This is a genomic window from Streptomyces sp. NPDC126503 (assembly GCF_040302405.1).
GTDB lineage: Bacteria > Actinomycetota > Actinomycetes > Streptomycetales > Streptomycetaceae > Streptomyces > Streptomyces gulbargensis.
Genome location: NZ_JBEORS010000010.1, coordinates 121,107 through 146,387, shown reverse-complemented (window position 1 = coordinate 146,387; position 25,281 = coordinate 121,107). Strand labels below are relative to the sequence as shown.

Genomic DNA, 25,281 nt, shown 5'->3' with positions numbered 1-25,281 from the left:
GCGCCCTGTGGCCCGCACGACCGATTCCGATCTCGCCCCGCAGGAACTCCGTGTCCTGGTGGCGGTGGCGGACACCGGGGGTTTCTCCGCTGCGGCCCAGGCACTGGGACTGACCCAGTCCGCGGTCTCCCACTCGGTTCGGGGCAGCGAGCGCAAGATCGGCGCCGTCCTCTTCGACCGGGGGCGCCGCGGGGCCCGCCCGACCGGCGCCGGGGAGAAGGCCGTGGCGCATGCCCGCCGCATCCTGCGTCTGCTGGAGCTCCTGACCGCAGAGGCGCGTGCCGGGTCCCGGTCCGCGGACGCGGAGGGGCCGCTGCGGATCGCGGCCTTCCGCAGTGCGGCTCTCCACCTGCTGCCGCCCGTCCTCGACCGGTTGCGGGCCCGGCATCCCGGGATCGAGCCGCGGGTGCGGATCGTCCGCGAGGTGGGGCGCGGCACCGCGGGGGAAGTGGCCGACGGGCGGGCCGACATCGCCCTCGCGACGCTGGGCGGCTCGGCGCCGCTTCCGCCGGGGCTGGTCGCGAGTGAACTGTTCGAGGAGCCGTACGCCCTGGTCCACGCGCGGGGGCACGCCGCCCCGCGTTCGCTTCCGCTGGTCGACTGGGCCGAGAACTGCGGTTCGTACACCCGCGACTGGTGGGCCGCGCAGGACTGGATCCCGGCGGCGTCCGTGGAGGCCGAGGACGACGGGGCCGTGCTGTCCCTGGTGAGCGGAGGTCACGGGATGGCGATCATGCCAGCCCTCTCCCTGGTCGGAGCACCGGAGTCGGTCGGGGTCGCCGATCTCGGTCCACGTCGCCCGACGCGCCAGGTCGGTTACGTCACCACCTCCGAACTGGCCGGTTCGGCCGTCGTGCGCGCCATGGTGAGGGAACTGCGGGCCTCGGTCCCCCGGGTGATGAGCCGTCTGGAACCCGGCGCGTGACCGCGTCACGTCCGGGGCGCGGTGAGACCGGTCGGGTTCGGACAGCGGCCCGTCGACAACGCGTGACTGCCCCGCGAGGCCTTGACCTCGGCACCGTCGTAGCGGCAGTACGAGCCCGGCTGGAATCCACTCATCCAGCGCGTGAGGCCTTGCGGTCCACGGCCGGGGCCATCGAGAACGCTGAGCCGGAACTGGCCTTGGACGACTTGTGCCATATCATCCGATTCTTCGGCGTACGTATTACCCAGGAGGAATACAGCACCTTGCAGGCCGTGGCCCGCGAATTCTCGATGACCGAACTCCTGGAGGAGGCACACCTCGACCCGTTCGTCGGCATGTGAGAGGGCGTAGGGCGTGAAGGCACGGCACAGCGGTACGGACGGAGCCGCCGGCGAGCGTATCGCCGCACCCGCCGCGCGGCCGGCCTGGACGCCGTCAAGGACGCCGCGCACAACACGAGCGTGTCCGTGGAGTCGCGCCTGGCCCGCGACTCCCCCAGAGCTTCGCCTGGGAGGTGCCCCTATGCGCACGCACCCTCGCCGCGTCGTCGGGATGACCCACGTACGCCCCGTACGAGGGCGACCCTCCGCCTTGCGAGGGCACGCACCGGACGCCGCTCCCTGATCCGGCCTGATCCGAAAGAACCCTAGAAGGGTTCGGCGGCGCGCAGAAGACTCTGCGGGAGGTAGGGAGACTCGACGCGGATGTTCCAGCCGCGGCGGCGGGCGTGGCAGGCCAGAGCGAGGATGTCGAGGTTCACGGAGGCGTCCGGATCGTCGGCGCGGTCGGCGATCCGGTAGTAGTCGCGGTGGGCTTCGAGCGCGTCGGCCAGAGCGAGGTTGAAGCTCTCCTCGTCGCCGTCCACGAGCTGCGAGAGCAGTACGGCCGGCGGCATGGCGAAGCCCCAGTCCTTGGCCTTCTCCGCCTGCTGCAGGGCGCGCTGCGCGGACTGTTCGGGGTCGGTTCCCTCGAGATAGGCGTGGAGGGCTTCGCGGTACGCGGCGAAGGCGGAGCCGTCGGGGCGGGCGAAGGCGGGGCCGGTGAGGACCAGCGGGGCGAGGTCCTCCGGTGCACCGGTGATCAGGGCGAAGGCAGTGGCCTTCTGCCAGTTGTGGGCGTCGGCCTCTTCACCCCGCTCGGCCCGGCAGCGCAGCGTGCGACCGTCGATGGTCACCTCGACCTCGGTGCCCGGCTCGGCCAGGGCGGTGCGGAACAGCGCCGCCCCCATCTGGGACGCGAGCCGCAGAGGCGTGAGCCGAGCCTCCGTGATGCCACCCGGGTCACCCGCGCGCCACTTGAAGAGGCGCTCCTGATCGTCCATGACCCAGCTGAGCCGCGAGACGGCGAGGGGCTTTCCGTCGACCGGCGTGAGCACCTCACGGAGGTCCTCCTCGTACATGGCCTCCGTCTCCGGGTGCACGTTCCGCTCGCAGGCCGGCCGCTCCACCACCAGTGGGCCCGCGGCGAGCGCGGCGACCGCGTCCGGCCGCCGGTTGCGGCCGAACCCCTCGACCCGCGGGCCTCGGGTCTCGAAGCCGGTGACCAGGGCGTGCGGGAGGTAGTCGGTGTGCACGGCAGGCGCCCAGCCCAGGGTCCGGTACGCGAACGCGGCGAGGGCGAGGGGGACGAGCGGGAGGAGGCTCCTCGGAGCGGCCGTGGGGCCGTGCAGGGCGGCGTGCCCGGCCAGGAGGTCGGCCAGCGCGGCATCGAAGGCCTCCCGGTCCTCGTCGGCCAGGGCGCGCAGTGTGCGCAGCGCCCCGCTGTACGGCCGGTCCAGGAGCGGCTCGCCGGTCTCCTCGGCGCGGACGCGGACGCGGTCCAGGGCGGCGTCGACGGCGGTGAGCCTGGCCCGGGCGCTCGGCGGGTACTCGTCGTCGTCGCCCGTGTCGTTCAGGAACACGGCCGTGAGTCCTGTGGCGAGTTCGCCGGCGGGCGTGCCCCTGGTCTTCTCGGCGAACTTCTGCCGGGCGAAGTGGAAGGCCTCGCCGTGCCACGTCGCCTTGTCCCTGAGGACCGCCAGGCAGAGCGCGTCGATCCATTCCCCGGGCGTGACGCTCTCCGCGGGGGCGTCTTCGCCGGGGTCGTAGCTCATGCCGAAGTTCACGTAGTCCAGGAAGACGTGGAAGCTGCAGTGCGGGTGGTAGGCGGCGTAGGCGACCGCGCCGGCGGCGGCCTCGGAGGCGTCCTTGAGAACGGCCTTGGCCTCCGCGGTGTCGAGGTCGGGTGATTCGACGGAGAGGGCACCCAGGTGATCGAGGAACTCCTCGGTGATCGCCCACCACTCGTAGGTGGCCATCCGGCCGGCCCTCGACATGGACCGCACCTGGCCTCCGATCCGGTTCGTGAAGTCCTCGCGCGCCGCGCGCACGACTCCCTCGCCCAGCTGGTGACGCTCTCTTCGCACTGCTCTGCTCCTTGATCGAATCGCTGGACAGCCTAGGGGGTGTCTTGTCGATCAGGCCGGGTCAGGGAGCGGCGCCTGGTGCCGTGGATCGCAAGGCGGAGGAGGGAGTCCATGCGGTGGGGGTACCTCCCGTGCCCGGAGGGCTACGGGGGAATCGGCGACCGACGACAACGCGGCGCGGCGCGGTGCCAGACGCCGCGAGCCCGGCAAGATCGGCAAGACACCCCCTCGGGGGTGGGTCCGACAGGCAGACGGCTGCTGCGTGCTTCGGGGCTCGGCGCTACGCGGGCCTCCGGCGAGGGGTGATCGCGTCACCGGATGGGGAACACCGGTGCGGAGACGATCAGTGCCATGACGGCGGCGGCGATCCAGGGCCGCGCCTGCCGGCCCGGGAGCAGGCACGAGACGGCACTGAAGCAGGCGCCCGAGGCCGGCGCCGCGTGACGGCCGGCGGCCCTATCGGTGAGGGGGATCACGCCGACGTGGGCGACGACGAATTCGGCGGACAGGGCGACCGTGAACCACCCTCAGCCGTCAGGGAGGGCGTGGCCCTGACCGGTGCGCTCCGGTCCCGGGGCGACGGCGCCGGCGACCGCCCGGAAGTACCCGCTGGAAGCGCCACGCCTGGGGCGACGCGCCATGCCGGTCGTCCTGCCGGGATCGTACGAGCGGGCGGTGGGGCCCGGCCGTGGCGTCGCCCGCCGGCGGTCAGGCGTCCTTCCGGCGCTCGGCGGCTTTCCGTGTCCTCATGCCGGTGATGACGAGCGCCGCGCCCAGGGCGACGAGGGCGAGGTAGGCGGTGGACGGGAGGTCGACGACCTTGTGCGTCCAGCCCCATTCCGCGCCGAAGAATGTCTGCGAGGCGAAGCTGATCAGCCCCTGGGCTCCTACGACGTAGCCGATGCTTTCGAGGGTGTATCCGATGGTGATGCGCACGGATCAACCCTCCCTCGGCGGTGCCGCGGGATCGTCCTCCGCAGGTTCGAAAGCGCCCTAGGCCGAAGGATGCAGTCGCCCTCGCCGACGCCCGACGCGCCCGGGGCTCCGTAGACGGTCGAACCGGTCCTCCCTCCGGGGACGGTCATACCGAAGCGGCGGTGTCGCTGTCCGGGTAGAGGGTGAAGACCTGATCGAGGCCGACGATGCGCAGGACCCGCAGGGTGGCGTCGGGGACCGAGGCCAGTGCGATGTCCGCCTGGGCCGCGTGGGCCTGGGCGCGGGCCGCGATCAGGGCGGTCAGGCCGCTGGAGTCGCAGAAGGTCATGCCGGCCAGGTCGAGGATCAGCCGTTGGCCGGGGCGGAGGGTGAGGGTGGTGAGTCGCTCGCGCAGCCGGGGTGCGAGGGCGTAGTCGAGGTCGCCGGTGATTTCCAGGACGGGGCCGGCCATGGCGTCTCGGGTGGTGATCTTCAGCGGGCTCATGGGGTTCTCGTCGGGGTTCGGTCGGAGGACGGGTCGGGGGATCCCAGGGCGAGGAGGGCGGTGTCGTCGTCGAGACCGTCGCCGAAGCTGTCCAGGAGGCCGGACAGCGCCTGGATCACGGCGTGGGGCGATTTTCCGGCGTGCTGCGCGGCGAACGCAAGGAGGGCGTCGTCCCCGAACAGACTGGAGCGGTCCGCTCCCGTACGTGCCTCGGTGAGACCGTCGGTGTAGAGGAGGAGGGTTTCACCGGGGGCGAGGGTGGTCGTGGCGGTGGCGAACTGGGCCGACGGCAGGACACCGACGAGGAGGCCGCCCGGCGTGGGCAGGTAGTCGGCGGTGCCGTCCGCGCGCAGGACGAGGGCCGGCGGGTGCCCGCCCGAGGCGATCCGCACGGCGACCTCTCCGGTGTCGGGGTCCGGGTCGAGGGTGCCGAAGATGGTGGTGCAGTAGCGGGGGTCGCCGCCGGCGGCGTAACGCTCGTGGAGGACCTTGTTGAGCGTGGTCAGGGCGGAGACGGGGTCCGGGTCGTGCAGGGCCGCGGCGCGCAGGGTGTAGCGGGTCAGCGAGGTGAGCGCCGCGGCCTCGGGACCCTTGCCGCACACGTCGCCGAGGAAGAAGGCGAAGCGCTTGCCGTCGACGGGGAAGACGTCGTAGAAGTCGCCGCCGAGGCGGTCGGGGGAGGCGGTGTGGTAGTAGGCCGCCGCCTCCATGCCCGGGACGGGTGGCAGGCTGTCGGGGACCAGCGACCGCTGGAGCACCGCGAGAGCGTCCTGCAGGCGGGCCCGGTCGGCCTCCGCCTGTCTGCGCGCCTCCTCGGCCGCCTTCCTGCCGCGCAGCAGTTCTTCCTCGTAGGCGCGGCGGTCGCGGGCGTCGAAGACCGTGGTGCGGATGAGCAGCGGGTCACCGGAGCCGCCGTACTTGAGCACCGCGGAGACGAGGACCGGTATCCGCTCCCCGTCGGCCCGCTTGATCTCCAGCGCGATGCCGTTGATCTCCCCCTGCATGCGCAGCAGCGGGGCGAAGTGCGTTTCGTGGTAGAGCTTGCCGCCGACGGTGAGCAGATCGGTGAACCGCATGCGGCCGACGACCGCCTCGCGGTCCAGGCCGAGCCAGTTCAGGAGCGTGGTGTTGATCTTCGCGATGGTGCCGTCCATGAGCGTGGACAGGTACCCGCACGGCGCGGCCTCGTACAGATCCTCGGCGCTGTCCTCCAGGAGCGCGGCGAACGCCGCGTCGGCCGCGGTCACGTCGTCGGAGTCGCTCGGGTCGTGGCCCTGCCCGGCGCGGCACATCACCGCAGGCTCGCGAGGAAGTCCAGGACGGCCTCGTTGGTCGCCTCGGGCGCGGACAGCTGCGGGCAGTGGCCGGTGGCGTTCAGGGTGATCAGGCGGGAGCCGGGAATCGCCTGGTGGACGAAGGCGCCGACCTCGCGGGGAGCGATCACGTCCTGGGCGCACTCGAGCACCAGCGTCGGCACCCGCACGGTGCGCAGATCGTCCCGCGAATCGGACAGGAAGGTGGTCCGGGCGAAGACGCGTGCGATGTCGGGGTCGGTCGCGCAGAAACTGTTCGTGAGCTCCGCACCGAGTTCGGGCCGTTCCGGGTTCCCCATGATGAGCGGGGCCATGGCCGACGACCATCCCAGGTAGTTCGCCTCCAGCGACGCCAGGAGCTCGTCGATGTCCTCGGCGCTGAAGCCGCCGCGATAGCCCTCGTCGTCCATGTACCGCGGCGACGGGGCGACCATCACCAGCGCGCCGATCCGTTCCGGTGCGGCGTCGGCGGCCAGGACGCCGACCATCGCGCTGACCGAATGCCCGACGAGGACGGCGTCCCGGAGATCGAGCTCGGCGCAGACTTCCACGACATCGCGCGCGTAGCCGTCGAGGGAGGCGTAACGATCCTCCGAGAAGGCGGAGAGTTCCGAGCGGCCGGAGCCGACGTAGTCGAACAGGACGACCCGGTGGTCCCGGGCCAGGGCTGGCACCGTGAGGCGCCACATGTTCTGGTCGCAGCCGAACCCGTGCGCCAGGACCACCGTCCGACCTCGAGGGTTGCCGGTGACCGTGACGTTGTTCCTGCGAGCGATGTCCATCAGGACAGTCTCGCAGGTCACCGGCGGAACCCGAGCGGGCGGGGAGCAGCGGGCCCACGGCCGCGACCGGGACACCCGGGGCGTCGCGCGTCGCGTTCACCACGACGCGCGGCCGCCGGAAGGCCTCCTGGACCGGACTCCCCCGGCTCCGGGCCGCCGGGCCGCGCCTTTCCGGTAGGGCCGCGGCATCGGGTGCGCCGGGGGGCGGACCGAGGGAGGAGACTCCTGGGCATCGGCCGAGAAGATCAAGAGGCTCGCTCCCGCAGGGCACCACGGGCGACGGCCCTGCCGTCCCCCGCCTCCGCCGCGCCGATTCCTCGCCGGCCGGCCTCCTCGACGGGGGCCGCGCCGCTCATGCCGGGTGCCTCGCGTCCCAGTCCTCGCGGGAGCGGGCGATCGTGGAACGGTGGTCGAGGGACCAGTCGATCAGCTGTTTGATCAGGTGCGTCATGCTGTGCCCGGTCTCCGTGAGGGAGTACGCGACCTGGGGCGGAGTCGTCGGGAACACCTGCCGCGACACCAGCCCGTCCCGCTCCAGGCGGCGCAGCGTGAAGGTCAGCATGCGCTGCGAGACACCGTCGACCAGACGCTGGAGCTCCTTGAACCGCCGTGGGCCCGCGGCCAGTTCGACGACCACGTGCACGGTCCACCTGTCGCCGAGCCGGTCCTGGACGTCCCGTACACCGCACTCCTCGGCGCAGCTGACGACCGGCTCGGCAGGCGCGGGGGTGGTTACGTCCGTGTGCCCTTCCGACATCAATGTGCCTCCTTCCAAGATCACGCCCGTGGCGCAAGGATGGTCCCGGGCACCTCGCCCGCACCGCCATTCTCGGCTCCCAGGGGGAAACATGTTGCTCGTCACCGGTGTCTCCGGCGCCCTCGGCTCGCTCGTCGCGGAGCGGGTCGCCGGCCGCGGGGACGTCGTCCTCGGCACCCGCGCCGGCCTTCCCGGCACCCGGCTCGTCGACTTCGACGACCCGTCGACCCTCCCGGACGCCTTCGCCGGGATCGACACGCTGCTGCTGATATCGGCGGGGTACGGGGAGGACGACGTCGTCGTCGCCCGCCACGAGGCCGCCCTCTCCGCCGCCGAACGCGCCGGGGTCGGCCACGTGGTGTACACCAGCCTCTCCGGTGACGGCGACCACCTGACGTACGCCCTCGCCCACCGCTGGACCGAGCGCCGGCTCCAGCGGTCCAGCCTGGACTGGACGATTCTGCGCAACGGCCTCTACGCCGAGTTCCTGACCTGGATCGCCACTCCCGACGCCGACAACCGCATCACCGGTCCGCTCGGTGACGGCGGGCTCGCGGCCGTCGCCCGGGCCGACCTGGCCGACATCGCGGTCGCCGTGGCCACCGACCCGGCGCCGCACGCGGGCCGCGTCTACGAGCTCGTCGGCGACCGCCCGCTGGGCGGCGTCGAGCTGGCGGAGGCGCTGGGTGCCACGTATGCGCCGGTGACGCTGGCTGAGGCCCGTACCGCCGTCGCCGCCTCCGGGGCGCAGGCCTTCCAGGTGCCGATGCTGGTCGGCACGTACTCGGCGATCGCCCACGGCTTCCTGGACGGTTCGGGCGTCAAGAGCGACCTGCGCGCGTTGCTCGGCGGGCGGGAGCCGCTGGACGCCCTGGAGGTGTTCGTGGCGGCCGTACGCGACGGTGCCGCGGGCGCCTGAGCCCGGCCGACCGGGGACGGCCGCTGACGGTCGTCGCCGGGTCCGGCGGAGCGAAGCGCCGCCACGGATCTCCTGCGGTACGGGGCGTCGAGGCCGGTCGGACCGGGAGGAGCGCTCGGTGCGGGGAAGGCACCCGCGCCCCTCCGGTCAGGACCGGTCAGGGACATCGGTCAGGGGGTGTCCCCGGCGTAGTGGAAGCGGCAGCTGACGCCGGGGCCCCGTCCGCGCGGCTCGCCCGGGTGCGGCTCGTACAGGGCGCGTCCGCCCGGCCACCGGCCGAGTTCGGTGGTCAGGGCGGCTCCGTCGTCGATCTCCTGGGTGCGCCAGCCGTGGATGTCCAGCAGGAGGCCGTCCAGCGGGCCGCCGACGAGTTCGGCGTAGGTCCGTCCGGGTTTCGGGCCCGGGTCGGGGTCGTCGTGGTCGCGGCCGTAGACCCGGCCGCGCAGCAGCTGCTCGTCACCGTTCATCCGACCAGCCTCGCAGCCACCACCGACAACCGGGCCGTCACCGGCGGGGCCGGGGCCGCCGGGGGCTGAGGCCCTGACCTCAGGGCCGCCCTTCCCGGTCGGGGAAGATCCGGCCAGGTGAACGGATCGAGCGGTGGAGGACGCGGGTGCTGCGGCTGCCTTATGACGCGGGTGCTCTTGGGCGCCTGGGGCTGGATGACGAGGCGGTGTCCGGGCCGGGAGAGCGGGGGTTGCCGGTGGACTGCCGTCGCGTGTTCGCCGGGGCCCCCGGCCGGCGGGCCGGACGACCGTGTCCTCGGACGGTCCCGCGGTGGACGACCACCAGGACCCGTCTCGCAGCCGGGAGACTCCGGGACCGATGATCCGGGGTGCGGGGCGGTTCGGCTCGAGGCTCGGGCAGGGCGACAACGAGTCGTGCGCGGTGCGCGCCGAGCCGCGGAGAGCTCAAATATGTCGACAGCGCCCTCCGGCACCCGGCACAGTGGCCACCCGTGACGAGCAGTGAACTGTGGACCCGCGCGACCGCCGACCGCTACGACGCCGAGGAGGCCGAAGCGTCCTCGGCCGCCGTTCTCGGACCGACCCTCGCCTTCCTCGCCGAGCTCGCCGGGGACGGCCGGGCGCTGGAGTTCGCCATCGGAACCGGACGCGTGGGCGTCCCGCTGCGGGAACGCGGCGTGCCGGTCGTGGGCATCGAACTCTCCGAGCACATGGCCGCGGTGCTGCGGCGCAAGATCGACGAGGACAGCCTCCCGGTGGTCATCGGGGACATGGCCACCACCGTCGTCCCCGGCCGGTTCACCCTGGTCTACCTCGTCTACAACACCATCACGAACCTGCTCACGCAGGACGAGCAGGTCGAGTGCTTCCGCAACGCCGCACGGCATCTGGAGCCCGGCGGCCGGTTCGTCATCGAGCTGGGTGTGCCGCCGCTGCGGCTCCTGCCGCCCGGCCAGGTCGCGGTGCCGTTCGACGTCTCTCAGCAGCATCTCGGCTTCGACACCTTCGACCTCGTCGAGCAGATGCTCGTCTCGCACCACTTCACCCGCGACGGCGACGACGGCCGCTACCGCCGCGAGAACTCCCGGCACCGGTACGCCTGGCCGGCGGAACTCGACCTGATGGCGAGGATCGCCGGACTCGAGCGGGAACGACGCGTCGCGGACTGGGACGGGTCCGCGTTCACCCAGGACTCCGCGAAGCACATCTCCGTGTGGCGCAAGCCGGCCTGAGTCCTGCCACCAGGCTGTCGGCTTCGGCCCCGCCTGCCGTCAGCCGCGTTTCTCGGCGAGGGCGCGGTGGTCATGGCCCGAACCGCAGTCGGCTCGCCGCGACCGTGACCGCGGCGCCGCCTGGCCGTAAGCTTCCGCGTCGGTCTCCACCGACCGGGGACGATCCGTGCGCAAAGCGCGTGGAGTCCGAAGTCATGGGGTGTTCGGCGCGTGTTCGGCCCCCGCCGCCGCTCCCTCCTCACGGGCTACTCGAACGCCGCCGCTTCCTTCAGCGCGGCGGCCACCACCGACGGGGCGTCGGGGCCGGGCGGGCCCGGCCGGTAGGTGACGGAGCGGATGCCGCCGGTGTGGCGGAAGGAGCGCCGGCGCTCGTACAGCGGCCGGGAGACCGGGGACTTGCGGTCGACGCCGACGCTGAGGCCCTGGAACGGGGCCATCCCGATGAGCTGGCGCACGCTGCGGGGAGCGGCCTCGCCGTCCACCGTGCCGGTGAAGCGCCGGCGCAGTCCCTCCTCGGCGGTCGCGGCGAGGGTGATCGCGTGCGGGCCCGGTGCCAGGGGGCCTGCGTCGGTCTCGTGGAGGCGTCCGTACTCGTTGTAGGCGAAGGTCGGCCGGCCGTCCTCGACGTACAGGCTGTAGCCGCCGCCCTGGTCGCCGTGGGAGACGAGCACGCCCTCACCGGGTTCGTCGAGCTGGACGTCGACGGTGAAGGAGCGCGGGAAGACAAGCCGCGACGAGCGGTTGCGCTCCAGTCGGTGACCTCCCGATCGGCGTGGACGGCGAGTCGTCCACGCTGCTGTCCCCCGAAGCCGTGCCCGAGCCCGCCTTCGGCATCGCCTCCGGAGCCTCGGCGGACGGGACAGGCGTCTGAGCGGTGGGCCCGGGGTGCCGCTGACCGCGGTCACCCCGGGCCGGCCGGGCCGGTCGTGTCTTCAGGTGCGGCGTTCGGGGGTCGAGGCGAGGAGGTCGTCGTACTGGGCGAACAGGCGGGGGACGGGGGTGCCGGCAGGGGCATGTGCGTCGGCCTCGGCGAGCGCGGTCCAGCAGGCGGCGGTGATCCGGCGGGCACGGGTCCCCGGCCACGGGCGCGGGAGGAGTTCGGGGGGCAGGAGGGGATCCGGCTCCATGGCGTCGGTGAAGGCGGCGGCGAGCCGGACGGCCATGGTCAACCGCTCGGGCCCGGTGAGGCCGCCCGGCCGGGCGAGCCGTTCCAGGCAGGTCCGAGCGAAGCCGGCGAGGCGTTCGTGGCGGGCGGCGATGTCGTTCAGGGGCCACAGGGCGGCGGCCAGGGCGGGTGGGTCACCGATGCCCCCGACGCACAGGTCGGTGGTGGTGAAGGTCGTGATCGCGTGGGTGACGCCGAGGTGGCGGGCCCGGGCTTCGACGAGGTCTTCGACGGGGTTGGCACTGACGTAGAGCCCGCTCTGGACGGGAGCGGCACCGAGATGGCGCAAGGTGTCGCGCAGCGCGTCGCGGGAGGTCCTGTTCGCCTCCGGGATGGCGAAGGCGAACAAGTGCCACGTCCCGTCCCAGGCGGCGAGCCCCTGGTCCTGGCGGTAGGCGTGGCGGACGTACGCGACATCAGGGGTGATCGAGCCGGTGACGTCGGCGACCGCCCTCAGCACGGCCTTGCGTCCGCGGCCTTCGTGGGTGAAGCGGCCCTCTGCGACGAGGCGTTTGACGCAGAGGCGGACCTGCTGGTCGGTCATGCCGAGGAGACCGGCCACGGCGTAGAGTTCACCGGCGTCGACGGTGCCGTCCTCCCGGACGAGGGCGTGGACGAGCAGCCGGGTGGGGACGGTCACGGGGGTGGCGTCGAGCGCGTCGGACCGCTCGCCGGTGAGGAGGTCGTGGGGGGTGCTCATCGCGCCTCCGGGTGGTGTGCGGAATCGACCGGTGCGACGGGCCGGCGCATGGTCGTGACAGCGCCGAATCCCATCAGCTCGCGCAGGTAGGGCGTCTTCTCGGTGCGTACGGCGGCGAAGCCGTGGCGTTCGTACAGGGCGCGGGCGCGGGGGTTGGCGTCGATGACGTCGAGGCGGACACGCCGACAGGAGTGGTCGGCGGCCACGCCGGCGATCCCGCGCAGCAGGAGACTGCCGATGCCGGCCCCCCGGTGCTCGGGGGCGACGGCGATGCCGTCCATCACGAGTTCGCCTTCTGCGGGCCGCCGTTCCAGCAGGGCGAGCAGGGCCAGGCGGGGCAGTCCGCGCAGGATGCCGTACGAGGTCAGGAAGTCGCCCGCGCCGCCGCCCGTCAGGCCGCGCCCTTCGAGCTGGTAGCCGGCCACCCCCGCCACCTCACCGTCGACGAGGGCGACCACGCCGCGGTCGTGGTGGAGATGAGCGGCGAGGAAGGCGCGGGCCTTGTCCGGTGGGTTCAGAGCGGCGCCCAGCATCCGGCCGAACGCCTCCCAGTACAGCGCGGCCACCCGCGACTCACTCCCCTCGGGCACGCCCCTGCGGATCGTCACGGCATTCGTGCCCTCCGGTCGCCGTCCCCCCGCGGGGGTGTCACTCGGCTGCCTCGGCGTCCCTCGGTGCGGGGGGCCGGGCCACCCTCCGCTTGCGCTATCACTTCCCATACGTTCATTCTAAGCACGAACGTTTCAATAGCGATAGGTTTTCGGGATTTCCGGGGGGAAGTATGAGCCGACGGTCGGCGGCGCCCGCGCGGCGCCGGTGGCGCGTCCTCGTGTGGTCGCTGGTCACCGTGCTGTTGGCGGGCCTGGGCCTCGGTGGGGTCGTGGTGCTGCAGAACACGTACGCGTTGCGCGAGGAGCACGTCGCCGTACGGCACGACGGGCGAGTGCTGGACGGGGTCCTGGCCCGGCCGCGGAGCGGCGAAGGCCCCTTCGGACTCGTCGTGTTCGTCCACGGCGACGGGCCCGTCGACGCCACGCACGACACCTTCTACCGCCCTCTCTGGGAGTCCTTCGCCCGGGCCGGTTACGCCTCCCTCTCCCTGAGCAAACCCGGAGTCGGCGCCTCCGAGGGGAACTGGCTGGACCAGAGCATGGACGACCGCGCGGACGAGACCCTCGCCGCGATCGACTGGGCCCGGTCCCGTCCCGACATCGACGGCCGACGGATCGGCCTGTGGGGCGCCAGCCAGGCCGGATGGGTGCTGCCCAAGGTCGCGGCTCGCGATCGCGCTCTACGGTTCGTCATCGCCGTCTCCCCCGCTGTCGACTGGCAACAGCAGGGGCGTTACAACCTTCTCGCCGAACTGCGCGAGGACGGTGCCACTCAGGACGAGACCCAGGCCGCGCTGCGACGGAGGGAGACGACCCTGCGTCTGCTGCGGCAGGGCGCCACCTTCGAGGAGTACCGCGGCGCCGTCGGCCACACCGACGGCATGACGGCCGCGCGCTGGCGGTTCATCGCCAAAAACTTCCGCTCCCACGCGAGCGGGGACCTTCGGGCCATGCGCGGCACACCCACGCTCCTGGTGCTGGCCGGACACGACCTCAACGTCGACGTCGCCGACACGGAGGCGACGTACCGCCGCATCCTCCCGCCCTCCAGCCTGACGGTGCGGCACTACCCGCAGGCCACTCACTCCCTGCTCGACCACGGCGTCGAGACCTCCGAGCCCCGCCTGACCCTGACCGCCCTCCTCGCCCCACGGCAGCTGTACGCCGACGGATTCCTCGCCGACCAGGGCGCGTTCCTGCGGCGGGTCACCGCCGGCGGGAAGCTGGAGTGAGCACCGCCGGGGAGGAGGCGACCGCGCCTCCTCCCGGGACGCCTCGGGCCGGGCTCAGGAACTCCCGCCTGCCCCGGCGTTGGCGATCATCGTGCGCAGCACCTTGAGCGCGGCCACGTACTCCTCGTCGCTGACGCCCCGGTGGATCTCCGCGCGGAGCTGCGTGGCCAGCTCGCGCAGCCGGAGCCTGGCGGCCTCCCCCGCGTCGGTGAGTAGCAGGGCCTGTCCGGCGTCGTCGAGCCGTAGCCAGCCCCGGTGGAGCAACTGGTCGATCACCCGGGGGACCTCGTGCTGCCCGTCCGCCAGCGGGGTCAGCTGCTCGACCACCTCCTCCCGGCTGGGGGGCGTGGGTCCCGCGGACACCCGGTTGAGCACCCAGTACTGCGGCTGGGTGACATCGATGCGGGCCATGGCATCCCGCAGGCGGCGGGTGACGGCCTCGTGGACGAGCCCGCTCCAGTAGCCGATGGGCTGGCTCGCCAGCATGTCGTCCGTGGCGGCCGGATCGGCCGGCGCCTGGTCGGTGATGCTGCTGCTCGACGGTTTCATGATCAGGACGCTACACGGGCGTGTCCGGTACGGGGAGAGGGGCGAGACCGGCGGCCGACCGGGCGGGGGCGTCGTGCCGACCGCGTCCCCCGGATCAGGCGACCGGAGCTCCGCCGACGGGCGAGCGCCGTCGTCCCGAGCCCGTCCGGGTTCCGGTCGGGCCGGGAGGACGTTCCGAGGGCGCCGTGTCAGCCCTCGCCCGGGAACGCGTCCGCGCGTACGTGGGGCATGGGGCCGCTGGACACCCGATACGGTTCACCGGCGGGCAGGTCCGTGGGGGTGATCCGGACGGTCAGCGGCCCCGCCCATTCGTAGTCCTTCTGCCGGCCGTGGCGGGCCAGGGCGTCCGTCAGCATCTCGCCCACGTCGCCGCAGCCCGACCGCACGAGCTCGGCGTGCACGTCCGCCGCCAGCTCCACTTCGTAGGCGTTCGGCACGACCACGCGGTTCTCGCTGCACACCACGGCCTCCCGGTCGCACGCGTGCCGCAGCGCGTCGATCAACTCCACGGATCGACCGTCATGGCCCCCGGAGAAAAGAGCACGCTGCCACCGCTCCAAGGTCTGTTCCCAACGGGTCAGCTCCGTCCAGGTCATACGTGTGCCCGCCTCCGCTCGGCCGCGCCGTTACCGGCGTCCCCGCAGCCGGCCCAGGAGCCTGCGGGCCTGGGCACGCGTGCGCGGGTCGGCAGCGGCACGGCGGGCCGACGCGACGGCCCGCTGCCCCTGCGGAGTGCGGGTGAACTGCTTGAGACGCCTGATCAGTCCGGACACGTCGTCCTCCCTCGGGTCGTGTGTACGGACCGCGTACCCGGTCCCGCCGCAACGATGCGCGCGGCACGCGGACGCACGGCGGCGGAATTTCGAGGAGACGCCGGTACGGGGCCGCCGAGCCGGGCGGTGAGCGTGAGGCGGTGGGAGCGGCCCGGCAGGGGCGGAACCCTCACCTCCGAAGGGAGGCGGTGGACAGGCCGTCCTGCTCACCGTTCGGTTCAGTCGATCACGCCGACCGCCATGACGGCGAACAGCAGCACCCCCGCGAGGACGGCGAGGACCGCCCCGACCCCCAGAGCCACGACGACGGCGATGGCCGCCCAGCCCACGCGCTCGGCCCGTCGGCTCCGGTCGATCGCCTCGCGAAGCCCTTCGATCTCGTCGCCGTCGGCGACGTTCCCGGACATGCCCCTCCCCCCGGCCACACCGGCAGGCGCCCCGATGGGCGCCCCGTCCCCAGTGAACCGTGAACAGTGAACCAGAAGCCCACCACCGGGAACTGCGCCCCTGTCGGTCCCAGGACGGCGACGGCGTTGTCGGACCCCGGTGCTAGCTTCGCCACCATGGCAAACCGTTCGTATCTTTACTCCGCGGACTCGATTCCGACCGAGACCGAGAACCCCGGGCGGATCCGTTGCATATCCGAGCACAACTGGGACATCCCCCTCGCGCACAAGCTCATGGCAGGGCGCGGAACGACGGTCGTCCCGTCCATGATCTGGAACCCTCCGATCGGCATCGCCGCGGATTACGCGGGCGGGGCGGCCCTGCTGCGCGACCTCCTGGGCGCGGTCGGCAAGGGCCTGGAGGACGACGCCGAGTTCGCCGCGTGCGTGGCCAGGACCACGGCCCACCTCAAGCAGCAGCAGGCGCGGTACTTCGTGCTCGAGACCGGGGAGATCGTCTCGATGACGGACGACGACCCGGCAGCGAGCGTGCGGCGCCTGGCGTCCGAGGACGTCCCCGAGGCCGTCGCCGAGGCCGAGGCGGCGATCGCCGGGCGGAACGACGCCTGGCTGGCCTCGGTCCGGGCCGACTGGCAGAGACACTTCGCGTCCTTCTACAGCGAGGCGCTCTACTTCTCCTTCCCGGCCTGACGGCGCGGTGGACGCGGTGCGGCGGACGCCGTGCAGGGCGGTCCCGGTCTCATCCGTACCGTCCGCGACACCCGCCCGCTCGCGGGTGAGGCCGGGAGCCGGCCTCACCCGCGGCGGCGCCGTTCAGGACCGTCGGGGCGCGGCCGTGAGGTTCAGCAGGCGCGGATGTAGCGGATGTTGGTCCAGTCACCGTTCGGGTCGCCGTAGGGGGCACCGGGGGTCGTGTACACGAGCTGCTTGCCGGCGTTGTACATCTTGGCCTTCGTGCCGGTGGACTGGTTGTTGTACCAGGAACCGCCGGTCCTGGCGGCGATCTGCTGCAGATAGCAGTCCTTGAACTTGAAGGCCAGGTGCGTGTAGTTCCTGCCCGCGTAGCCGCAGAAGTAGTACTTAGGGCAGTCGCCGGGCGCTGCCATGACGCGCGCGCCCGAGCCCTGCTGCCCGGTCGCCGTCCCGGTGGCCTGGACGGTGCCGACGGACGCGGTCATGGCGAGCAGGGCTCCCGTCAGAACGGCGGTGCGACGGAACCGGGCACGGTGGGTGGTACGCCTCATCATCTTCTCCCTCAGTCCACGAGACCCCTGCGGTGCGGCCCCTTCGCCGCACCGGGAACGCCACCCAGGCTTCCCGATTCCCCGGGGGACGTCCTTACCCCTGGGCGCCACGTTGTTGGCTCACAGCGCCCTTTCGACCACGGGACGGTCAACGGAATGATCGGGGAGGGGAGTTCGGTGCATCCGACACGAGGCTGGTACGCACATGGACACGGTGTTCGACAGCGACGCGCACCCGCACGGCGAGCGGGCCCAGGCCTGGGTCGAGGCCACGGCGGCATCGGTGATTCCGACCCGGCTCACCTTTCCCGACGAAAGCACGTTCGGGGCGCGCCTACAGACCATGGATCTGGGATCGGCCCGGCTCACCGCGCTGTCCTACGCGGCTCTGCGCGCTCGCCGTACCCCCGCACTGATCAGGCGGTCCGATCCCGAGTACTACCAGGTGACCCTCATCGAGGCGGGGCGGCACGGCTTCGACCAAGCCGGTCGGCGCAGCCTCGTCACGGCCGGGAACCTCGTGCTGCACGACACCTCCCACCCCTTCGAGGGGATGGTGCCCGCGTCGTCGCCGCGGAGCGAATCCCTGATGCTGCAGTTTCCCCGGAAGCTGCTGCCCCTGCCCGAGCGGCAGGCCACACGGCTGCTCGCCGTGCCGCTCGAAGGCGGGCACGGCACGGGGCGCCTGCTCGCCCAGTTCCTGCGGACGATGGCCGAGGAGGAGGTGCCGTACAGCGCCCCCGACCTGGTGCGGCTGGCGGGCACCGCGATCGACCTGGTGGCGGCGGCGCTGGCGCACCACCTCGAAGGCGACCGTGACCTGCCGCCGGACTCCCGACGCCGCGTCCTGTTCCTGCAGATGAGCGCGTACGTCCAACAGCGTCTGGCCGAACCGGACCTCGGGCCGGCCCGCCTGGCGGCGGCCCACCACATCTCCACCCGGCACCTGCACCGCGTCTTCCAGCAGCACGGCACCACCGTCGCCGCGTTCATCCGGCGGCATCGGCTGGACCGCTGCCGCCGGGACCTCGCCGATCCCGCCCTGCGGGCCGTGCCCGTCCACGGCATCGCCGCCCGGTGGGGCTTCCCCCGGCCCGGCGCCTTCACCCGCCTCTTCCGCGACGTCACCGGCCTCACCCCCACCGAGTACCGCGCCGCCCGACTCCCCCGCGCCACCACCGACCAGGTGCGCCCGGACGCGACGAGGTGAGCGCCCGAGCAGGCCCTGCACCAAAGGTGCGTCACCCCCGGGAGGCACGCCCTCGTCACCACCCCGATGACCAGCACGAATCGTCCGGAGGGAACCGCAGGGAGCACGTACGATCAGCCGGTGAGCATCGTTCCGCCGCCCCGTTCCCCCGCCGCCCTTCTGCCCGTGCGGCACCTCGCCCGCGTCGAGGACGGTGAACGGCTGCACAGCCTGCTGTGGCAAGCCGGTGAAGGGTGGCGGATGATCAGCAGCGCCGTGCTCGGCGGAGGGATCGGGGAACGCTCCTGGGTCCTCAACGCGCAGGTGGCGCACGGTTATCGGCGTACCGACCCGCACCGGCATCTCGCCGATCTGGCAGGGGAGTACGGCGTCGGTGGTCCGGGGGTCGGGCTGATGACGGCCGCCGATGTGCGGGCGTACGGTCACGCGTGCGACGGCGGCGTGGAGGCCGTGGCCACGGCGGGACTCGGGGTACGGGGCTGGGCCGCTGCCCCACAGGAGGGCGGTGTTCCGGCGGTGGCACCCGGGACGGTCAACATCGTGGTGGCGCTGCCGGTGGCACTGACCGACTCCGCCCTGGTCAACGCCGTGGCCACCGCCACCGAAGCGAAGGTGCAGGCCCTGCTCGACGAGGGGTACGACTGCTCCGGTACTCCCACGGACGCGGTGTGCGTCGCCGCCCGCACCGCGGAAGGGGGCGACGAGGTCCACGCGTTCGCCGGTCCCCGCTCCCTGTGGGGCGCGCGTGTGGCTCGCGCCGTCCACCAGGCCGTGCGCGCCGCGGCCCGAGCCTGACGCGACCGCACCGCGCGGGAGCGCCCGGGCCGGATCGTACCGTCGCCCCTCGCCGTGTGCCGCCGCGCGTCCCCTGGGCGGCCCCCTCCGGGGTGGGCCGAGCCGCCCGTACGGCCGGACGCGTCAGGAGGAGAGCCGCGCGGCGATCGGTCCGGCGGCCGTCCAGGGCATCGCGTGGTGCGAGACCCCGTCCCCGTCGAGGACCTCGATCGTCGCGTCCGGGAGGAGACGGGCGGCGGCGGCCGCCGCGCGGTACGGGTCGTGGCAGCGGGCACGCCCGGCGAACAGCACGAGGACGTCGAGGTTCCGCAGCCGGGCCGGATCGGGACGCGGTCCCGTGACGGGACGCCGGGAGGGAAAACGGGCGGTCTCGTCCTGGAGTCGCAGCCAGTCCGGATCGACGCCCGGGGCTCCGCGCGTCTCCCACTCCAGGAAGCGGCGGATCCGGGTGGGGGTCGGCCGCAGCAGCATCGGCAGGGCGCGTACCACGTAGCCGGGGCGGAGGCCGGTGAAGACGGCGGTGGGGTCGAGGAGCACCAGGCGGCCGAGGCGGTGCGGGGCGTGCGCGGCGTAGTGGGCGGCGATCCAGGCGCCGTAGGAGTGGCCGAGCAGGTCGACACGCGCGTCTCCCCCGGTCGCTCCCAGCCCGTCGAGGAGGGCGTCCAGCCAGTTCACCAGGTCTGCGGTCGTACGCAGGGCCCGGTCCGGGTCGGGCACGCTGAGTCCGGGGTCGCCGACGAGGTCGACGGCGTGCACCCGCCGGCCCGCGGCCAGTCCCGAGGTGACGGCCGCACCCCACACGGTGGAGGTCGCTCCCCCGCCGGGCAGCAGCACGAGAGGGGGGCGGGCGGTGTCGAGGGGGCCGACGCTGTTGACCCGGGTGACGCCGTAGGCGGTGGCGACTTCACGGGTGTCCACGGGCACCGGCCAGCCGGCGAGGACGGCGTCGTACGCCGCCAGGAACGATGGGGACAGCATTGACCGGCTCCTTGTCTCGCCCGGAGATCTTCTCGCTCGGCGAGCGATTCTCCGGCACGAAGGGTCGCGGGAACAACGCTGCGGAACCGGGAGGCGGGCCGGTTGCCCTCAGCCGGCGGCGGGTGCGGGCGTGAGCCGCCTCAGCACCGACGGGCGTCACGCCGACCCCGGTCCCGGTCCGAGGAGGTGCCGGCGGGTCGCGCTTTCGGTTGCTGGGGTCCGCGCTCGGCCGGTCCCGGAGCGGGTGGCTTTGCCACGGCGACGCCGCGTCTCCCACGAGCGCTCGCCGTGGTCCGTACCGTCACGTCGGACGGAGCGGAGCCCCGCCGCACAGGCTAGGAGGGCCGCCACCTGCGGCGACGGTTGCCCCCGTGTCGTACGGCCTCCTCATGCGGCGTCCGGGACGGCGGTGCTTCCCCCCTCCGGCCGGGCGGATGAATTTTCCGTCGCGAACCGGGTAGCCCGCCCATCATGAGCGACGCACAAGATCCGAGCAAGGATGTCGAGGACTGGGTGACGGGCGACGAGCCCGCGACCGGTCCCCAGCTGAGTTATCTGCGGACGCTGGCCCGTGAGGCGGGCGAGGAGGTGCCGCCCGAACTCACGAAGGCGGAGGCGTCACGGATGATCGACCGCCTGCAAGGAGCCTCCCCCCGTACGGCCGGGGACGGCGACACGCCGGAGGGCGGAGCGGGTCGTGACACCGGCCCGTGAGGACGGCTCCCGGCACCGGCGGCGCGGGCACGGCGCGGAAGGCCGGACGGCAGCCGACACCGACGACAGCACGGGCACGGGCACCGACAACGGCACCGACAGCGGGGGGCCGACCGGCACCGACGAGCGGCTCCGTGACGCGGCGAGGGAGGCCTTCGGCTGGCGGGAGCTGCGCCCGGAACAGCTGGCGGCGATGCGGGAGGTCATGGCCGGGCGCGACACGCTGGTCGTGATGCCGACCGGCGCGGGGAAGTCGGCTGTCTATCAGGTGCCCGCGCTGCTGCTCGACGGTCCCACCGTCGTCGTCTCCCCGTTGCTCGCCCTTCAGCGGGATCAGATCGCCGGACTGCTGGAGCACCGGGCCCCGTCCGCCGTCGCCGTGAATTCGGCCCAGTCGGCGCGGCAGACGGACGCGGCCTGGGAGGCGGTGCGTGCCGGGGAGGCCGAGTATCTCTTCCTCTCCCCCGAGCAGCTCGCCAAGGACGAGGTGCTGGAGCGGCTCGCGGCGGTGGCGCCGTCGTTGTTCGTCGTCGACGAGGCGCAGTGCGTCTCCGGCTGGGGGCACGACTTCCGGCCCGACTACCTCCGCCTGGCCCAGGCCGCCGAGCGCCTGGGCCGCCCGCCGCTGCTGGCACTGACGGCCACGGCCGCTCCCCCGGTACGGCAGGAGATCGTCGACCGGCTCGGTATGAAGGAGCCCGCCCTGGTCGTCGCCGGGTTCGACCGGCCGAACATCACCCTGCACGTCGTCCGTTTCCAGGACGAGGACGACAAGCGCCGCGCCGTGGTGGAACGCGCGGCGGCCGAGCCGAAGCCCGGGATCGTCTACGCCGCCACGCGCAAGGACACCGAGTGGTACGCCGGAGAGCTGGCGGGCCTCGGCCTGACGACGGCCGCCTATCACGCCGGCCTGCGCAGCGGCGAGCGGTCGCGGGTGCACGACGCCTTCCTCGACGGGCAGCTCGATGTCGTCGTCGCGACCTCGGCCTTCGGCATGGGCATCGACAAGGAGAACGTGCGTTTCGTCCTGCACGCCTCCATACCGGGCTCCCTGGACGCGTACTACCAGGAGATCGGGCGCGCGGGCCGGGACGGCGAACCGGCGGACGCCGTGCTGCACTACCGGCCCGAGGACACCGGCATGCAGAACTTCTTCGCCGCCCGCACCCCCGGCCGCGGCGTACTCGGCAAGGTCGCCCGGCAGCTCCACGAGCAGCAGGGGCCCCAGGATCTGGAGGAACTGCGGGACGGAACGGGGCTGTCCCGCAACCGCCTCACCGCCGCCGCCAACCTGCTGGAGGAGTCCGGAGCCGCGCGGACCGATGCCCGGGGAGCCCTGCTCCCGGCGCCCGGCGTGTCCGCCGGCGACGCGGTGGAGCAGGCCGACGAGGCCGCGCAGGCGCATCGCAGGCTGGAGCGTACGAGGGTCGAGATGGTACGCGCCTACGCCGAGACCACGGGATGCCGGCGCCGCTTCCTCCTGGGCTACTTCGGCGAGCCCTACGAGGGCGCGTGCGGCAACTGCGACGTGTGCCGGGCGCACGGGGCGGACGGAGCGGGTGGGAGCGACGGTTCCGAGGGAGCGGGACGGGCGGACCACGGCGAGGACTTCGCCGCGCCGGGACCGGTCGCGGAGGAGCCGGGAGCCGGCAAGGCAGAGGCGGCGGAGCGGGACCGGGCGCCGTCACCCTTCCCCACCGGGACGCGGGTCCGCCACCAGGAGTGGGGCGACGGCACGGTCCTCAACGAGGAGGGCGACCGGATCACCGTCCTGTTCGACACCATGGGCTACCGCACCCTGTCGCTGCCGACCGTCGACGAGCACGACCTGCTGTCGGTCCTCGAACCGCCGCCCGGGTGACGCGAACCGTCCCACGGAACGGGGCTCGGGCGCGGATGGCGCCGGGCCCCGGGCGCCCCCGGCCCGGGGTGTTGAAGGGGCCGACCCGGCATGCTGGGGCCATGGGGATGGCGGAACGGCCGGCACAGGCCGCAGGGGACGGGGACGCGGCGCCGGTGGCGGAGTCGCCGGGGGCCGACGCCGGCGTGGACGCCGTGGGTACGGGCGGGCGTACCGCGCTGGACGTCGCCGTGCGGGCGGGGCACGCCGATGCGGTGCGCGCGCTTCTGGCGGCGGGAGCGGATCCGGTGCAACGAGCGGGCGAGTACGGCGAGTCGACACCGTTGTGCCTGGCGGCGATGTACGGGCACACGGACGTGGTGGAGGCTCTGCTCGATGTCGGCGCCCCTACCGGCGCGCAGGGCAGACTCGGCCACGTCCCTCTGGTACTGGCGGTGACCGCCGTGGAGGAGGGCCGTCCGGAGACCGTGCACGCGCTCCTGAGCCGGGGCGCGGACATCGACGCGAGGATGAAAGGCAGGACCTCCCTGGAGTGGGCCGCCGCCTTCGGGCAGGTGGGCATGGTGCGCGACCTGCTCGCCCGCGGGGCGACCCCGACACCGAAGGCGCTGAGCGAGGCCCGGGCGGGCGCCGAGCGGTCCCCGAAGGCCGCGGAGAAGTACGCGCTCGTCGTCGGCACCCTGCTGGCGGCGGGTGCCGACGTGGGCCGCGACGGCCCTCGGTCCGGCCGGGTCGGGACCTCTCCCGGCCGCACCCCTGGGGAGTCGGGACCGGCGCGGCCGGCCCCCGGCACCGTATGACACCTGCGGTGGGGCCGCATGCCGGTGAGCGGTGCCCGCCGGGCCGCCGGTCACCGGCCGACGTGACGGGTTAGGTGGGAAGTTCCCACACGGTGGCCTCGAGGCGGGTGGCACCTTCCCCGAGCGGCAGGCTGACGATGCGGACGTGGGCCGTGCGGCCGTCGGTGGTCTGCAGGCAGAACCGGTCGCCGCGTTTCAGACTCGGAGACTGTTCCATGGGGGCCCGTCCCAGCGTTTCGAGGCACTGCTGCTCGGTGGGCGGCTGGTCGGAGTCCCACCGGGCCAGAGCGCTCTGCCTGCCCGGGAGCAGATGAGGCGTGGCTCCCGGGGCCGTGTTCTCGGTCCGCAGGTCGTCGGTGATGTCACGGGTGTCGATCCATCGCCGCGCCCCGGTCGGCGGGACCGTGTCGAGTTCGAAGGAGTGCGCGCTCTGCAAGGTCACCGGGCCGCTGCGCACCTTCGCGGTGTCCTTGACCGGATCCTCGCCCCGGTCGTCCTCGGGCCACAGCAGCACTCCGGCCAGCACCGCCGCGCCCACGCCCACCGCCCCGGCCGCCACCGCGGCACGCCGCCGGCCGCTCGCGCGAGCGCTGCCGGTCCGCGCCGTCGCCCGGTCCGTCGCCGACCGTGCGGCCCCGGTCGCCAGGAGGGTCGGGGACCGCCAGGACCGCTCCACCAGCTCGGTGGCCCGCTCGGCGTCGGCGCGGTCGTCACCGACTAGCATCGCCAGCAGAGCGGGGGCGGATCCGCGCCGGCCGGGATCCTTGTCCAAGGCCTGTTCCACGAGCGGGCGCAGGGTGTCGGTGAGACCGGAGAGCCGAGGCGGTTCGGTCAGGACCCGCTGGTGGACCGTGTGGATGTCCTCACCGGGGAACGGCAGGGTGCCGGAGGCCGCGTACGCCATCACGCACCCCCAGGCGAAGAGGTCCGCGGCCGGCGTCACCGGTCCGCCGCGCAGGACCTCCGGGGCGATGTAGCCGGGTGTGCCGGAGAGGTGGGTCGGCCGCACGGAGGCGTCCGGCCCGTCCAGAGCGCGGGCGATCCCGAAGTCGATCACCCGCGGTCCCATCGGGGACAGCAGGACGTTCGACGGCTTGAGGTCCCGGTGGACGACGTGGGCGGCGTGGATCGCGGTGAGTGCCGCGGCCATGCCGACCGCGAGCTGCTCCAGCGCACCACCCCGCAACGGCCCGGTCCGGGCGACCAGATCCTGCAGCGTCGGGCCTTCGACGTACTCGGTGACGACGTACAGCGGATGCTCGTCCAAGCGCGCGTCGAGCACCGGCGCCGTGCAGAAGGGGCGGACCCGGCGGGCGGCCGTCACCTCGCGCGTGAACTCGCGGGTGAACCGCTCGTCACCCGCCAGGTGAGCGTTGATCACCTTGACCGCGACCAGGTGCGACGCCGTGTCCTCGGCCGCGAAGACCGTCCCCATTCCCCCGCTGCCGAGCCGGCCGATCAGCCGGTACGGCCCCAGTCGGGCCGGATCGTTCGGCTGCAGAGCCGCGAACGCGGCACGGTCGACCATGTGTCGTCCCCCCTTGACGATGAACAGGCCCACTCTAGGAGATCCCCGGCCGCTGCGAACGGGCCCTCGGCCACCCCCCCTTGGGCTGGTCGCCACGGCCGCGCGGGCCGGCGCGCTCCGGGTGCGCCGCCCCGTGGCGCGGCGGGGCCCCCGCGCGGCTTCACCGGCTCGGGAAGGCGACCTCAGGGAAGTCCTGCCGGGGGGCCGGGACCGCGTGTGCGGTGGCTCGTCGCCGACGCATCGTACGGACGGCAGAGGAGAGCCCCTGAGCCGTGCCCCGGCCGGCGACGTGGACAAGGCGTCCGCCCCCTTGGCGCCGGTCACGGCTTCGGCGCGGTCTCCGCCCGCGACGCGCCGTGCGTGCCGCGGCCCGCACCACCGTCCCACGCGTTCCGCGCCCCGGGCCACCGTGTCCACGGCGGACGGACGTCCGGCCGACAGAGCCCCACCCTTCACGGCCGCGTGCCCCGCGTCGTAACCCTTGACGGCGTTCTC

The 25,281-nt window shown here is 73.3% G+C and carries 29 protein-coding genes; 12 read left to right on the top strand and 17 right to left on the bottom strand.

What is annotated here, in order from left to right:
• The first annotated feature begins 7 nt into the window (after positions 1 to 7).
• Positions 8 to 925 carry a LysR family transcriptional regulator gene (locus tag ABTY40_RS16180; protein ID WP_352060074.1) on the top strand — a complete coding sequence of 306 codons (918 nt, stop codon included), beginning with the start codon at positions 8 to 10 and terminating at the stop codon, positions 923 to 925.
• 149 nt (positions 926 to 1,074) lie between these two features.
• Positions 1,075 to 1,266, top strand: a complete 192-nt coding sequence (locus ABTY40_RS16175) for a hypothetical protein (RefSeq protein ID WP_352060073.1) — start codon at positions 1,075 to 1,077, stop codon at positions 1,264 to 1,266.
• A 305-nt stretch (positions 1,267 to 1,571) separates the two neighbouring features.
• Here the strand turns inward: ABTY40_RS16175 and ABTY40_RS16170 are convergent, their stop codons facing one another.
• Positions 1,572 to 3,329, bottom strand: a complete 1,758-nt coding sequence (locus tag ABTY40_RS16170; RefSeq protein WP_352060072.1) for an immunity 49 family protein — start codon at positions 3,327 to 3,329, stop codon at positions 1,572 to 1,574.
• Positions 3,330 to 3,647: 318 nt separating this feature from the next.
• Between ABTY40_RS16170 and ABTY40_RS16165 the strand changes: the two genes are divergently transcribed.
• The gene (locus ABTY40_RS16165; RefSeq protein ID WP_352060071.1) at positions 3,648 to 3,773 is read left to right on the top strand and encodes a hypothetical protein; all 126 of its coding nucleotides are present in this window, start codon (positions 3,648 to 3,650) and stop codon (positions 3,771 to 3,773) included.
• Positions 3,774 to 4,037: 264 nt separating this feature from the next.
• Here the strand turns inward: ABTY40_RS16165 and ABTY40_RS16160 are convergent, their stop codons facing one another.
• The 5 genes from ABTY40_RS16160 to ABTY40_RS16140 form a co-directional block, all read right to left on the bottom strand.
• Positions 4,038 to 4,265, bottom strand: coding sequence for a hypothetical protein (locus tag ABTY40_RS16160; RefSeq protein WP_352060070.1), 228 nt, complete (start codon positions 4,263 to 4,265; stop codon positions 4,038 to 4,040).
• 145 nt (positions 4,266 to 4,410) lie between these two features.
• On the bottom strand, positions 4,411 to 4,749 hold the full coding sequence (locus ABTY40_RS16155; RefSeq protein ID WP_352060069.1) for an STAS domain-containing protein: 339 nt from the start codon (positions 4,747 to 4,749) through the stop codon (positions 4,411 to 4,413).
• Positions 4,746 to 6,041, bottom strand: a complete 1,296-nt coding sequence (locus ABTY40_RS16150) for a PP2C family protein-serine/threonine phosphatase (RefSeq protein ID WP_352060068.1) — start codon at positions 6,039 to 6,041, stop codon at positions 4,746 to 4,748. The genes ABTY40_RS16155 and ABTY40_RS16150 overlap by 4 nt, the downstream gene beginning before the upstream one ends.
• Positions 6,041 to 6,844 (bottom strand): alpha/beta fold hydrolase, encoded by an 804-nt coding sequence (locus ABTY40_RS16145; protein WP_352060067.1) that lies wholly within the window; start codon positions 6,842 to 6,844, stop codon positions 6,041 to 6,043. The genes ABTY40_RS16150 and ABTY40_RS16145 overlap by 1 nt, the downstream gene beginning before the upstream one ends.
• A gap of 352 nt (positions 6,845 to 7,196) precedes the next feature.
• Positions 7,197 to 7,601 carry a winged helix-turn-helix transcriptional regulator gene (locus ABTY40_RS16140; protein ID WP_352060066.1) on the bottom strand — a complete coding sequence of 135 codons (405 nt, stop codon included), beginning with the start codon at positions 7,599 to 7,601 and terminating at the stop codon, positions 7,197 to 7,199.
• Positions 7,602 to 7,692: 91 nt separating this feature from the next.
• Here ABTY40_RS16140 and ABTY40_RS16135 point away from each other — a divergent pair, with 91 nt between their 5' ends.
• Complete coding sequence (locus ABTY40_RS16135) at positions 7,693 to 8,520, top strand: NAD(P)H-binding protein (RefSeq protein WP_352060065.1); 828 nt, start codon at positions 7,693 to 7,695, stop codon at positions 8,518 to 8,520.
• A gap of 170 nt (positions 8,521 to 8,690) precedes the next feature.
• Here ABTY40_RS16135 and ABTY40_RS16130 read toward each other — a convergent pair whose 3' ends face one another.
• Positions 8,691 to 8,987 carry a hypothetical protein gene (locus ABTY40_RS16130; protein ID WP_352060064.1) on the bottom strand — a complete coding sequence of 99 codons (297 nt, stop codon included), beginning with the start codon at positions 8,985 to 8,987 and terminating at the stop codon, positions 8,691 to 8,693.
• 491 nt (positions 8,988 to 9,478) lie between these two features.
• Here ABTY40_RS16130 and ABTY40_RS16125 point away from each other — a divergent pair, with 491 nt between their 5' ends.
• Positions 9,479 to 10,219 carry a class I SAM-dependent DNA methyltransferase gene (locus tag ABTY40_RS16125; RefSeq protein ID WP_352060063.1) on the top strand — a complete coding sequence of 247 codons (741 nt, stop codon included), beginning with the start codon at positions 9,479 to 9,481 and terminating at the stop codon, positions 10,217 to 10,219.
• 245 nt (positions 10,220 to 10,464) lie between these two features.
• Here ABTY40_RS16125 and ABTY40_RS16120 read toward each other — a convergent pair whose 3' ends face one another.
• The 3 genes from ABTY40_RS16120 to ABTY40_RS16105 form a co-directional block, all read right to left on the bottom strand.
• On the bottom strand, positions 10,465 to 10,890 hold the full coding sequence (locus tag ABTY40_RS16120) for a hypothetical protein (RefSeq protein ID WP_502990592.1): 426 nt from the start codon (positions 10,888 to 10,890) through the stop codon (positions 10,465 to 10,467).
• 261 nt (positions 10,891 to 11,151) lie between these two features.
• Positions 11,152 to 12,084, bottom strand: a complete 933-nt coding sequence (locus tag ABTY40_RS16110) for a PaaX family transcriptional regulator C-terminal domain-containing protein (protein ID WP_352060062.1) — start codon at positions 12,082 to 12,084, stop codon at positions 11,152 to 11,154.
• Positions 12,081 to 12,692, bottom strand: a complete 612-nt coding sequence (locus ABTY40_RS16105; RefSeq protein WP_352060061.1) for a GNAT family N-acetyltransferase — start codon at positions 12,690 to 12,692, stop codon at positions 12,081 to 12,083. Before ABTY40_RS16105 ends, ABTY40_RS16110 begins: the two co-directional genes overlap by 4 nt.
• A 173-nt stretch (positions 12,693 to 12,865) precedes the next feature.
• On the opposite strand from ABTY40_RS16105, the gene ABTY40_RS16100 reads away from it, so the two are divergent.
• Entirely contained in the window at positions 12,866 to 13,927 is a 1,062-nt protein-coding gene (locus tag ABTY40_RS16100; protein WP_352060060.1) for an alpha/beta hydrolase family protein, read from the top strand.
• A 54-nt stretch (positions 13,928 to 13,981) separates the two neighbouring features.
• Here the strand turns inward: ABTY40_RS16100 and ABTY40_RS16095 are convergent, their stop codons facing one another.
• The 4 genes from ABTY40_RS16095 to ABTY40_RS16080 form a co-directional block, all read right to left on the bottom strand.
• The gene (locus tag ABTY40_RS16095; RefSeq protein WP_352060059.1) at positions 13,982 to 14,476 is read right to left on the bottom strand and encodes a MarR family winged helix-turn-helix transcriptional regulator; all 495 of its coding nucleotides are present in this window, start codon (positions 14,474 to 14,476) and stop codon (positions 13,982 to 13,984) included.
• A gap of 188 nt (positions 14,477 to 14,664) precedes the next feature.
• The gene (locus ABTY40_RS16090) at positions 14,665 to 15,072 is read right to left on the bottom strand and encodes a DUF3662 domain-containing protein (protein ID WP_352060058.1); all 408 of its coding nucleotides are present in this window, start codon (positions 15,070 to 15,072) and stop codon (positions 14,665 to 14,667) included.
• Positions 15,073 to 15,102: 30 nt separating this feature from the next.
• Positions 15,103 to 15,249 carry a hypothetical protein gene (locus tag ABTY40_RS16085; RefSeq protein WP_345278067.1) on the bottom strand — a complete coding sequence of 49 codons (147 nt, stop codon included), beginning with the start codon at positions 15,247 to 15,249 and terminating at the stop codon, positions 15,103 to 15,105.
• Positions 15,250 to 15,467: 218 nt separating this feature from the next.
• Entirely contained in the window at positions 15,468 to 15,656 is a 189-nt protein-coding gene (locus ABTY40_RS16080; protein WP_352060057.1) for a hypothetical protein, read from the bottom strand.
• A 156-nt stretch (positions 15,657 to 15,812) separates the two neighbouring features.
• Between ABTY40_RS16080 and ABTY40_RS16075 the strand changes: the two genes are divergently transcribed.
• Positions 15,813 to 16,346, top strand: a complete 534-nt coding sequence (locus ABTY40_RS16075; RefSeq protein WP_352060056.1) for a DUF7822 domain-containing protein — start codon at positions 15,813 to 15,815, stop codon at positions 16,344 to 16,346.
• A 152-nt stretch (positions 16,347 to 16,498) separates the two neighbouring features.
• Here ABTY40_RS16075 and ABTY40_RS16070 read toward each other — a convergent pair whose 3' ends face one another.
• Positions 16,499 to 16,900: a hypothetical protein gene (locus tag ABTY40_RS16070; RefSeq protein WP_352060055.1), complete on the bottom strand. Its 402-nt coding sequence runs from the start codon at positions 16,898 to 16,900 to the stop codon at positions 16,499 to 16,501.
• Between the two features lie 205 nt (positions 16,901 to 17,105).
• Between ABTY40_RS16070 and ABTY40_RS16065 the strand changes: the two genes are divergently transcribed.
• Together ABTY40_RS16065 and ABTY40_RS16060 are read left to right on the top strand one after the other, a co-directional pair.
• Positions 17,106 to 18,110 (top strand): helix-turn-helix domain-containing protein, encoded by a 1,005-nt coding sequence (locus tag ABTY40_RS16065; RefSeq protein ID WP_352060054.1) that lies wholly within the window; start codon positions 17,106 to 17,108, stop codon positions 18,108 to 18,110.
• Positions 18,111 to 18,230: 120 nt separating this feature from the next.
• Positions 18,231 to 18,905 carry an adenosylcobinamide amidohydrolase gene (locus tag ABTY40_RS16060; RefSeq protein WP_502990591.1) on the top strand — a complete coding sequence of 225 codons (675 nt, stop codon included), beginning with the start codon at positions 18,231 to 18,233 and terminating at the stop codon, positions 18,903 to 18,905.
• 123 nt (positions 18,906 to 19,028) lie between these two features.
• Here the strand turns inward: ABTY40_RS16060 and ABTY40_RS16055 are convergent, their stop codons facing one another.
• Positions 19,029 to 19,883, bottom strand: a complete 855-nt coding sequence (locus tag ABTY40_RS16055; RefSeq protein ID WP_352060052.1) for an alpha/beta fold hydrolase — start codon at positions 19,881 to 19,883, stop codon at positions 19,029 to 19,031.
• 471 nt (positions 19,884 to 20,354) lie between these two features.
• Between ABTY40_RS16055 and ABTY40_RS16050 the strand changes: the two genes are divergently transcribed.
• The 3 genes from ABTY40_RS16050 to ABTY40_RS16040 all read left to right on the top strand — a co-directional run bounded on the left by ABTY40_RS16050 (position 20,355) and on the right by ABTY40_RS16040 (position 23,258).
• Entirely contained in the window at positions 20,355 to 20,597 is a 243-nt protein-coding gene (locus tag ABTY40_RS16050; protein WP_352060051.1) for a DUF3072 domain-containing protein, read from the top strand.
• A complete protein-coding gene (locus ABTY40_RS16045; protein WP_352060050.1) occupies positions 20,581 to 22,458 on the top strand; it encodes a RecQ family ATP-dependent DNA helicase in 1,878 nt (625 codons plus the stop codon). The genes ABTY40_RS16050 and ABTY40_RS16045 overlap by 17 nt, the downstream gene beginning before the upstream one ends.
• A gap of 101 nt (positions 22,459 to 22,559) precedes the next feature.
• On the top strand, positions 22,560 to 23,258 hold the full coding sequence (locus ABTY40_RS16040; protein WP_352060049.1) for an ankyrin repeat domain-containing protein: 699 nt from the start codon (positions 22,560 to 22,562) through the stop codon (positions 23,256 to 23,258).
• Positions 23,259 to 23,328: 70 nt separating this feature from the next.
• Here the strand turns inward: ABTY40_RS16040 and ABTY40_RS16035 are convergent, their stop codons facing one another.
• Positions 23,329 to 24,786 (bottom strand): serine/threonine-protein kinase, encoded by a 1,458-nt coding sequence (locus ABTY40_RS16035; protein WP_352060048.1) that lies wholly within the window; start codon positions 24,784 to 24,786, stop codon positions 23,329 to 23,331.
• Positions 24,787 to 25,281: the final 495 nt, after the last annotated feature.

What these genes read in the sequence shown, in the direction of transcription:
- ABTY40_RS16050 (WP_352060051.1), top strand. Translation starts at nt 20,355, where the DNA reads ATGAGCGACGCACAAGATCCGAGCAAGGATGTCGAGGACTGGGTGACG.
- ABTY40_RS16155 (WP_352060069.1), bottom strand. Translation starts at nt 4,749, where the DNA reads ATGAGCCCGCTGAAGATCACCACCCGAGACGCCATGGCCGGCCCCGTC.
- ABTY40_RS16100 (WP_352060060.1), top strand. Translation starts at nt 12,866, where the DNA reads ATGAGCCGACGGTCGGCGGCGCCCGCGCGGCGCCGGTGGCGCGTCCTC.
- ABTY40_RS16070 (WP_352060055.1), bottom strand. Translation starts at nt 16,900, where the DNA reads ATGAGGCGTACCACCCACCGTGCCCGGTTCCGTCGCACCGCCGTTCTG.
- ABTY40_RS16075 (WP_352060056.1), top strand. Translation starts at nt 15,813, where the DNA reads ATGGCAAACCGTTCGTATCTTTACTCCGCGGACTCGATTCCGACCGAG.
- ABTY40_RS16150 (WP_352060068.1), bottom strand. Translation starts at nt 6,041, where the DNA reads ATGTGCCGCGCCGGGCAGGGCCACGACCCGAGCGACTCCGACGACGTG.
- ABTY40_RS16090 (WP_352060058.1), bottom strand. Translation starts at nt 15,072, where the DNA reads ATGACCTGGACGGAGCTGACCCGTTGGGAACAGACCTTGGAGCGGTGG.
- ABTY40_RS16055 (WP_352060052.1), bottom strand. Translation starts at nt 19,883, where the DNA reads ATGCTGTCCCCATCGTTCCTGGCGGCGTACGACGCCGTCCTCGCCGGC.
- ABTY40_RS16130 (WP_352060064.1), bottom strand. Translation starts at nt 8,987, where the DNA reads ATGAACGGTGACGAGCAGCTGCTGCGCGGCCGGGTCTACGGCCGCGAC.
- ABTY40_RS16110 (WP_352060062.1), bottom strand. Translation starts at nt 12,084, where the DNA reads ATGAGCACCCCCCACGACCTCCTCACCGGCGAGCGGTCCGACGCGCTC.
- ABTY40_RS16135 (WP_352060065.1), top strand. Translation starts at nt 7,693, where the DNA reads ATGTTGCTCGTCACCGGTGTCTCCGGCGCCCTCGGCTCGCTCGTCGCG.
- ABTY40_RS16035 (WP_352060048.1), bottom strand. Translation starts at nt 24,786, where the DNA reads ATGGTCGACCGTGCCGCGTTCGCGGCTCTGCAGCCGAACGATCCGGCC.
- ABTY40_RS16165 (WP_352060071.1), top strand. Translation starts at nt 3,648, where the DNA reads ATGGGGAACACCGGTGCGGAGACGATCAGTGCCATGACGGCGGCGGCG.
- ABTY40_RS16095 (WP_352060059.1), bottom strand. Translation starts at nt 14,476, where the DNA reads ATGAAACCGTCGAGCAGCAGCATCACCGACCAGGCGCCGGCCGATCCG.
- ABTY40_RS16080 (WP_352060057.1), bottom strand. Translation starts at nt 15,656, where the DNA reads ATGTCCGGGAACGTCGCCGACGGCGACGAGATCGAAGGGCTTCGCGAG.
- ABTY40_RS16140 (WP_352060066.1), bottom strand. Translation starts at nt 7,601, where the DNA reads ATGTCGGAAGGGCACACGGACGTAACCACCCCCGCGCCTGCCGAGCCG.
- ABTY40_RS16065 (WP_352060054.1), top strand. Translation starts at nt 17,106, where the DNA reads ATGGACACGGTGTTCGACAGCGACGCGCACCCGCACGGCGAGCGGGCC.
- ABTY40_RS16040 (WP_352060049.1), top strand. Translation starts at nt 22,560, where the DNA reads ATGGGGATGGCGGAACGGCCGGCACAGGCCGCAGGGGACGGGGACGCG.
- ABTY40_RS16145 (WP_352060067.1), bottom strand. Translation starts at nt 6,844, where the DNA reads ATGGACATCGCTCGCAGGAACAACGTCACGGTCACCGGCAACCCTCGA.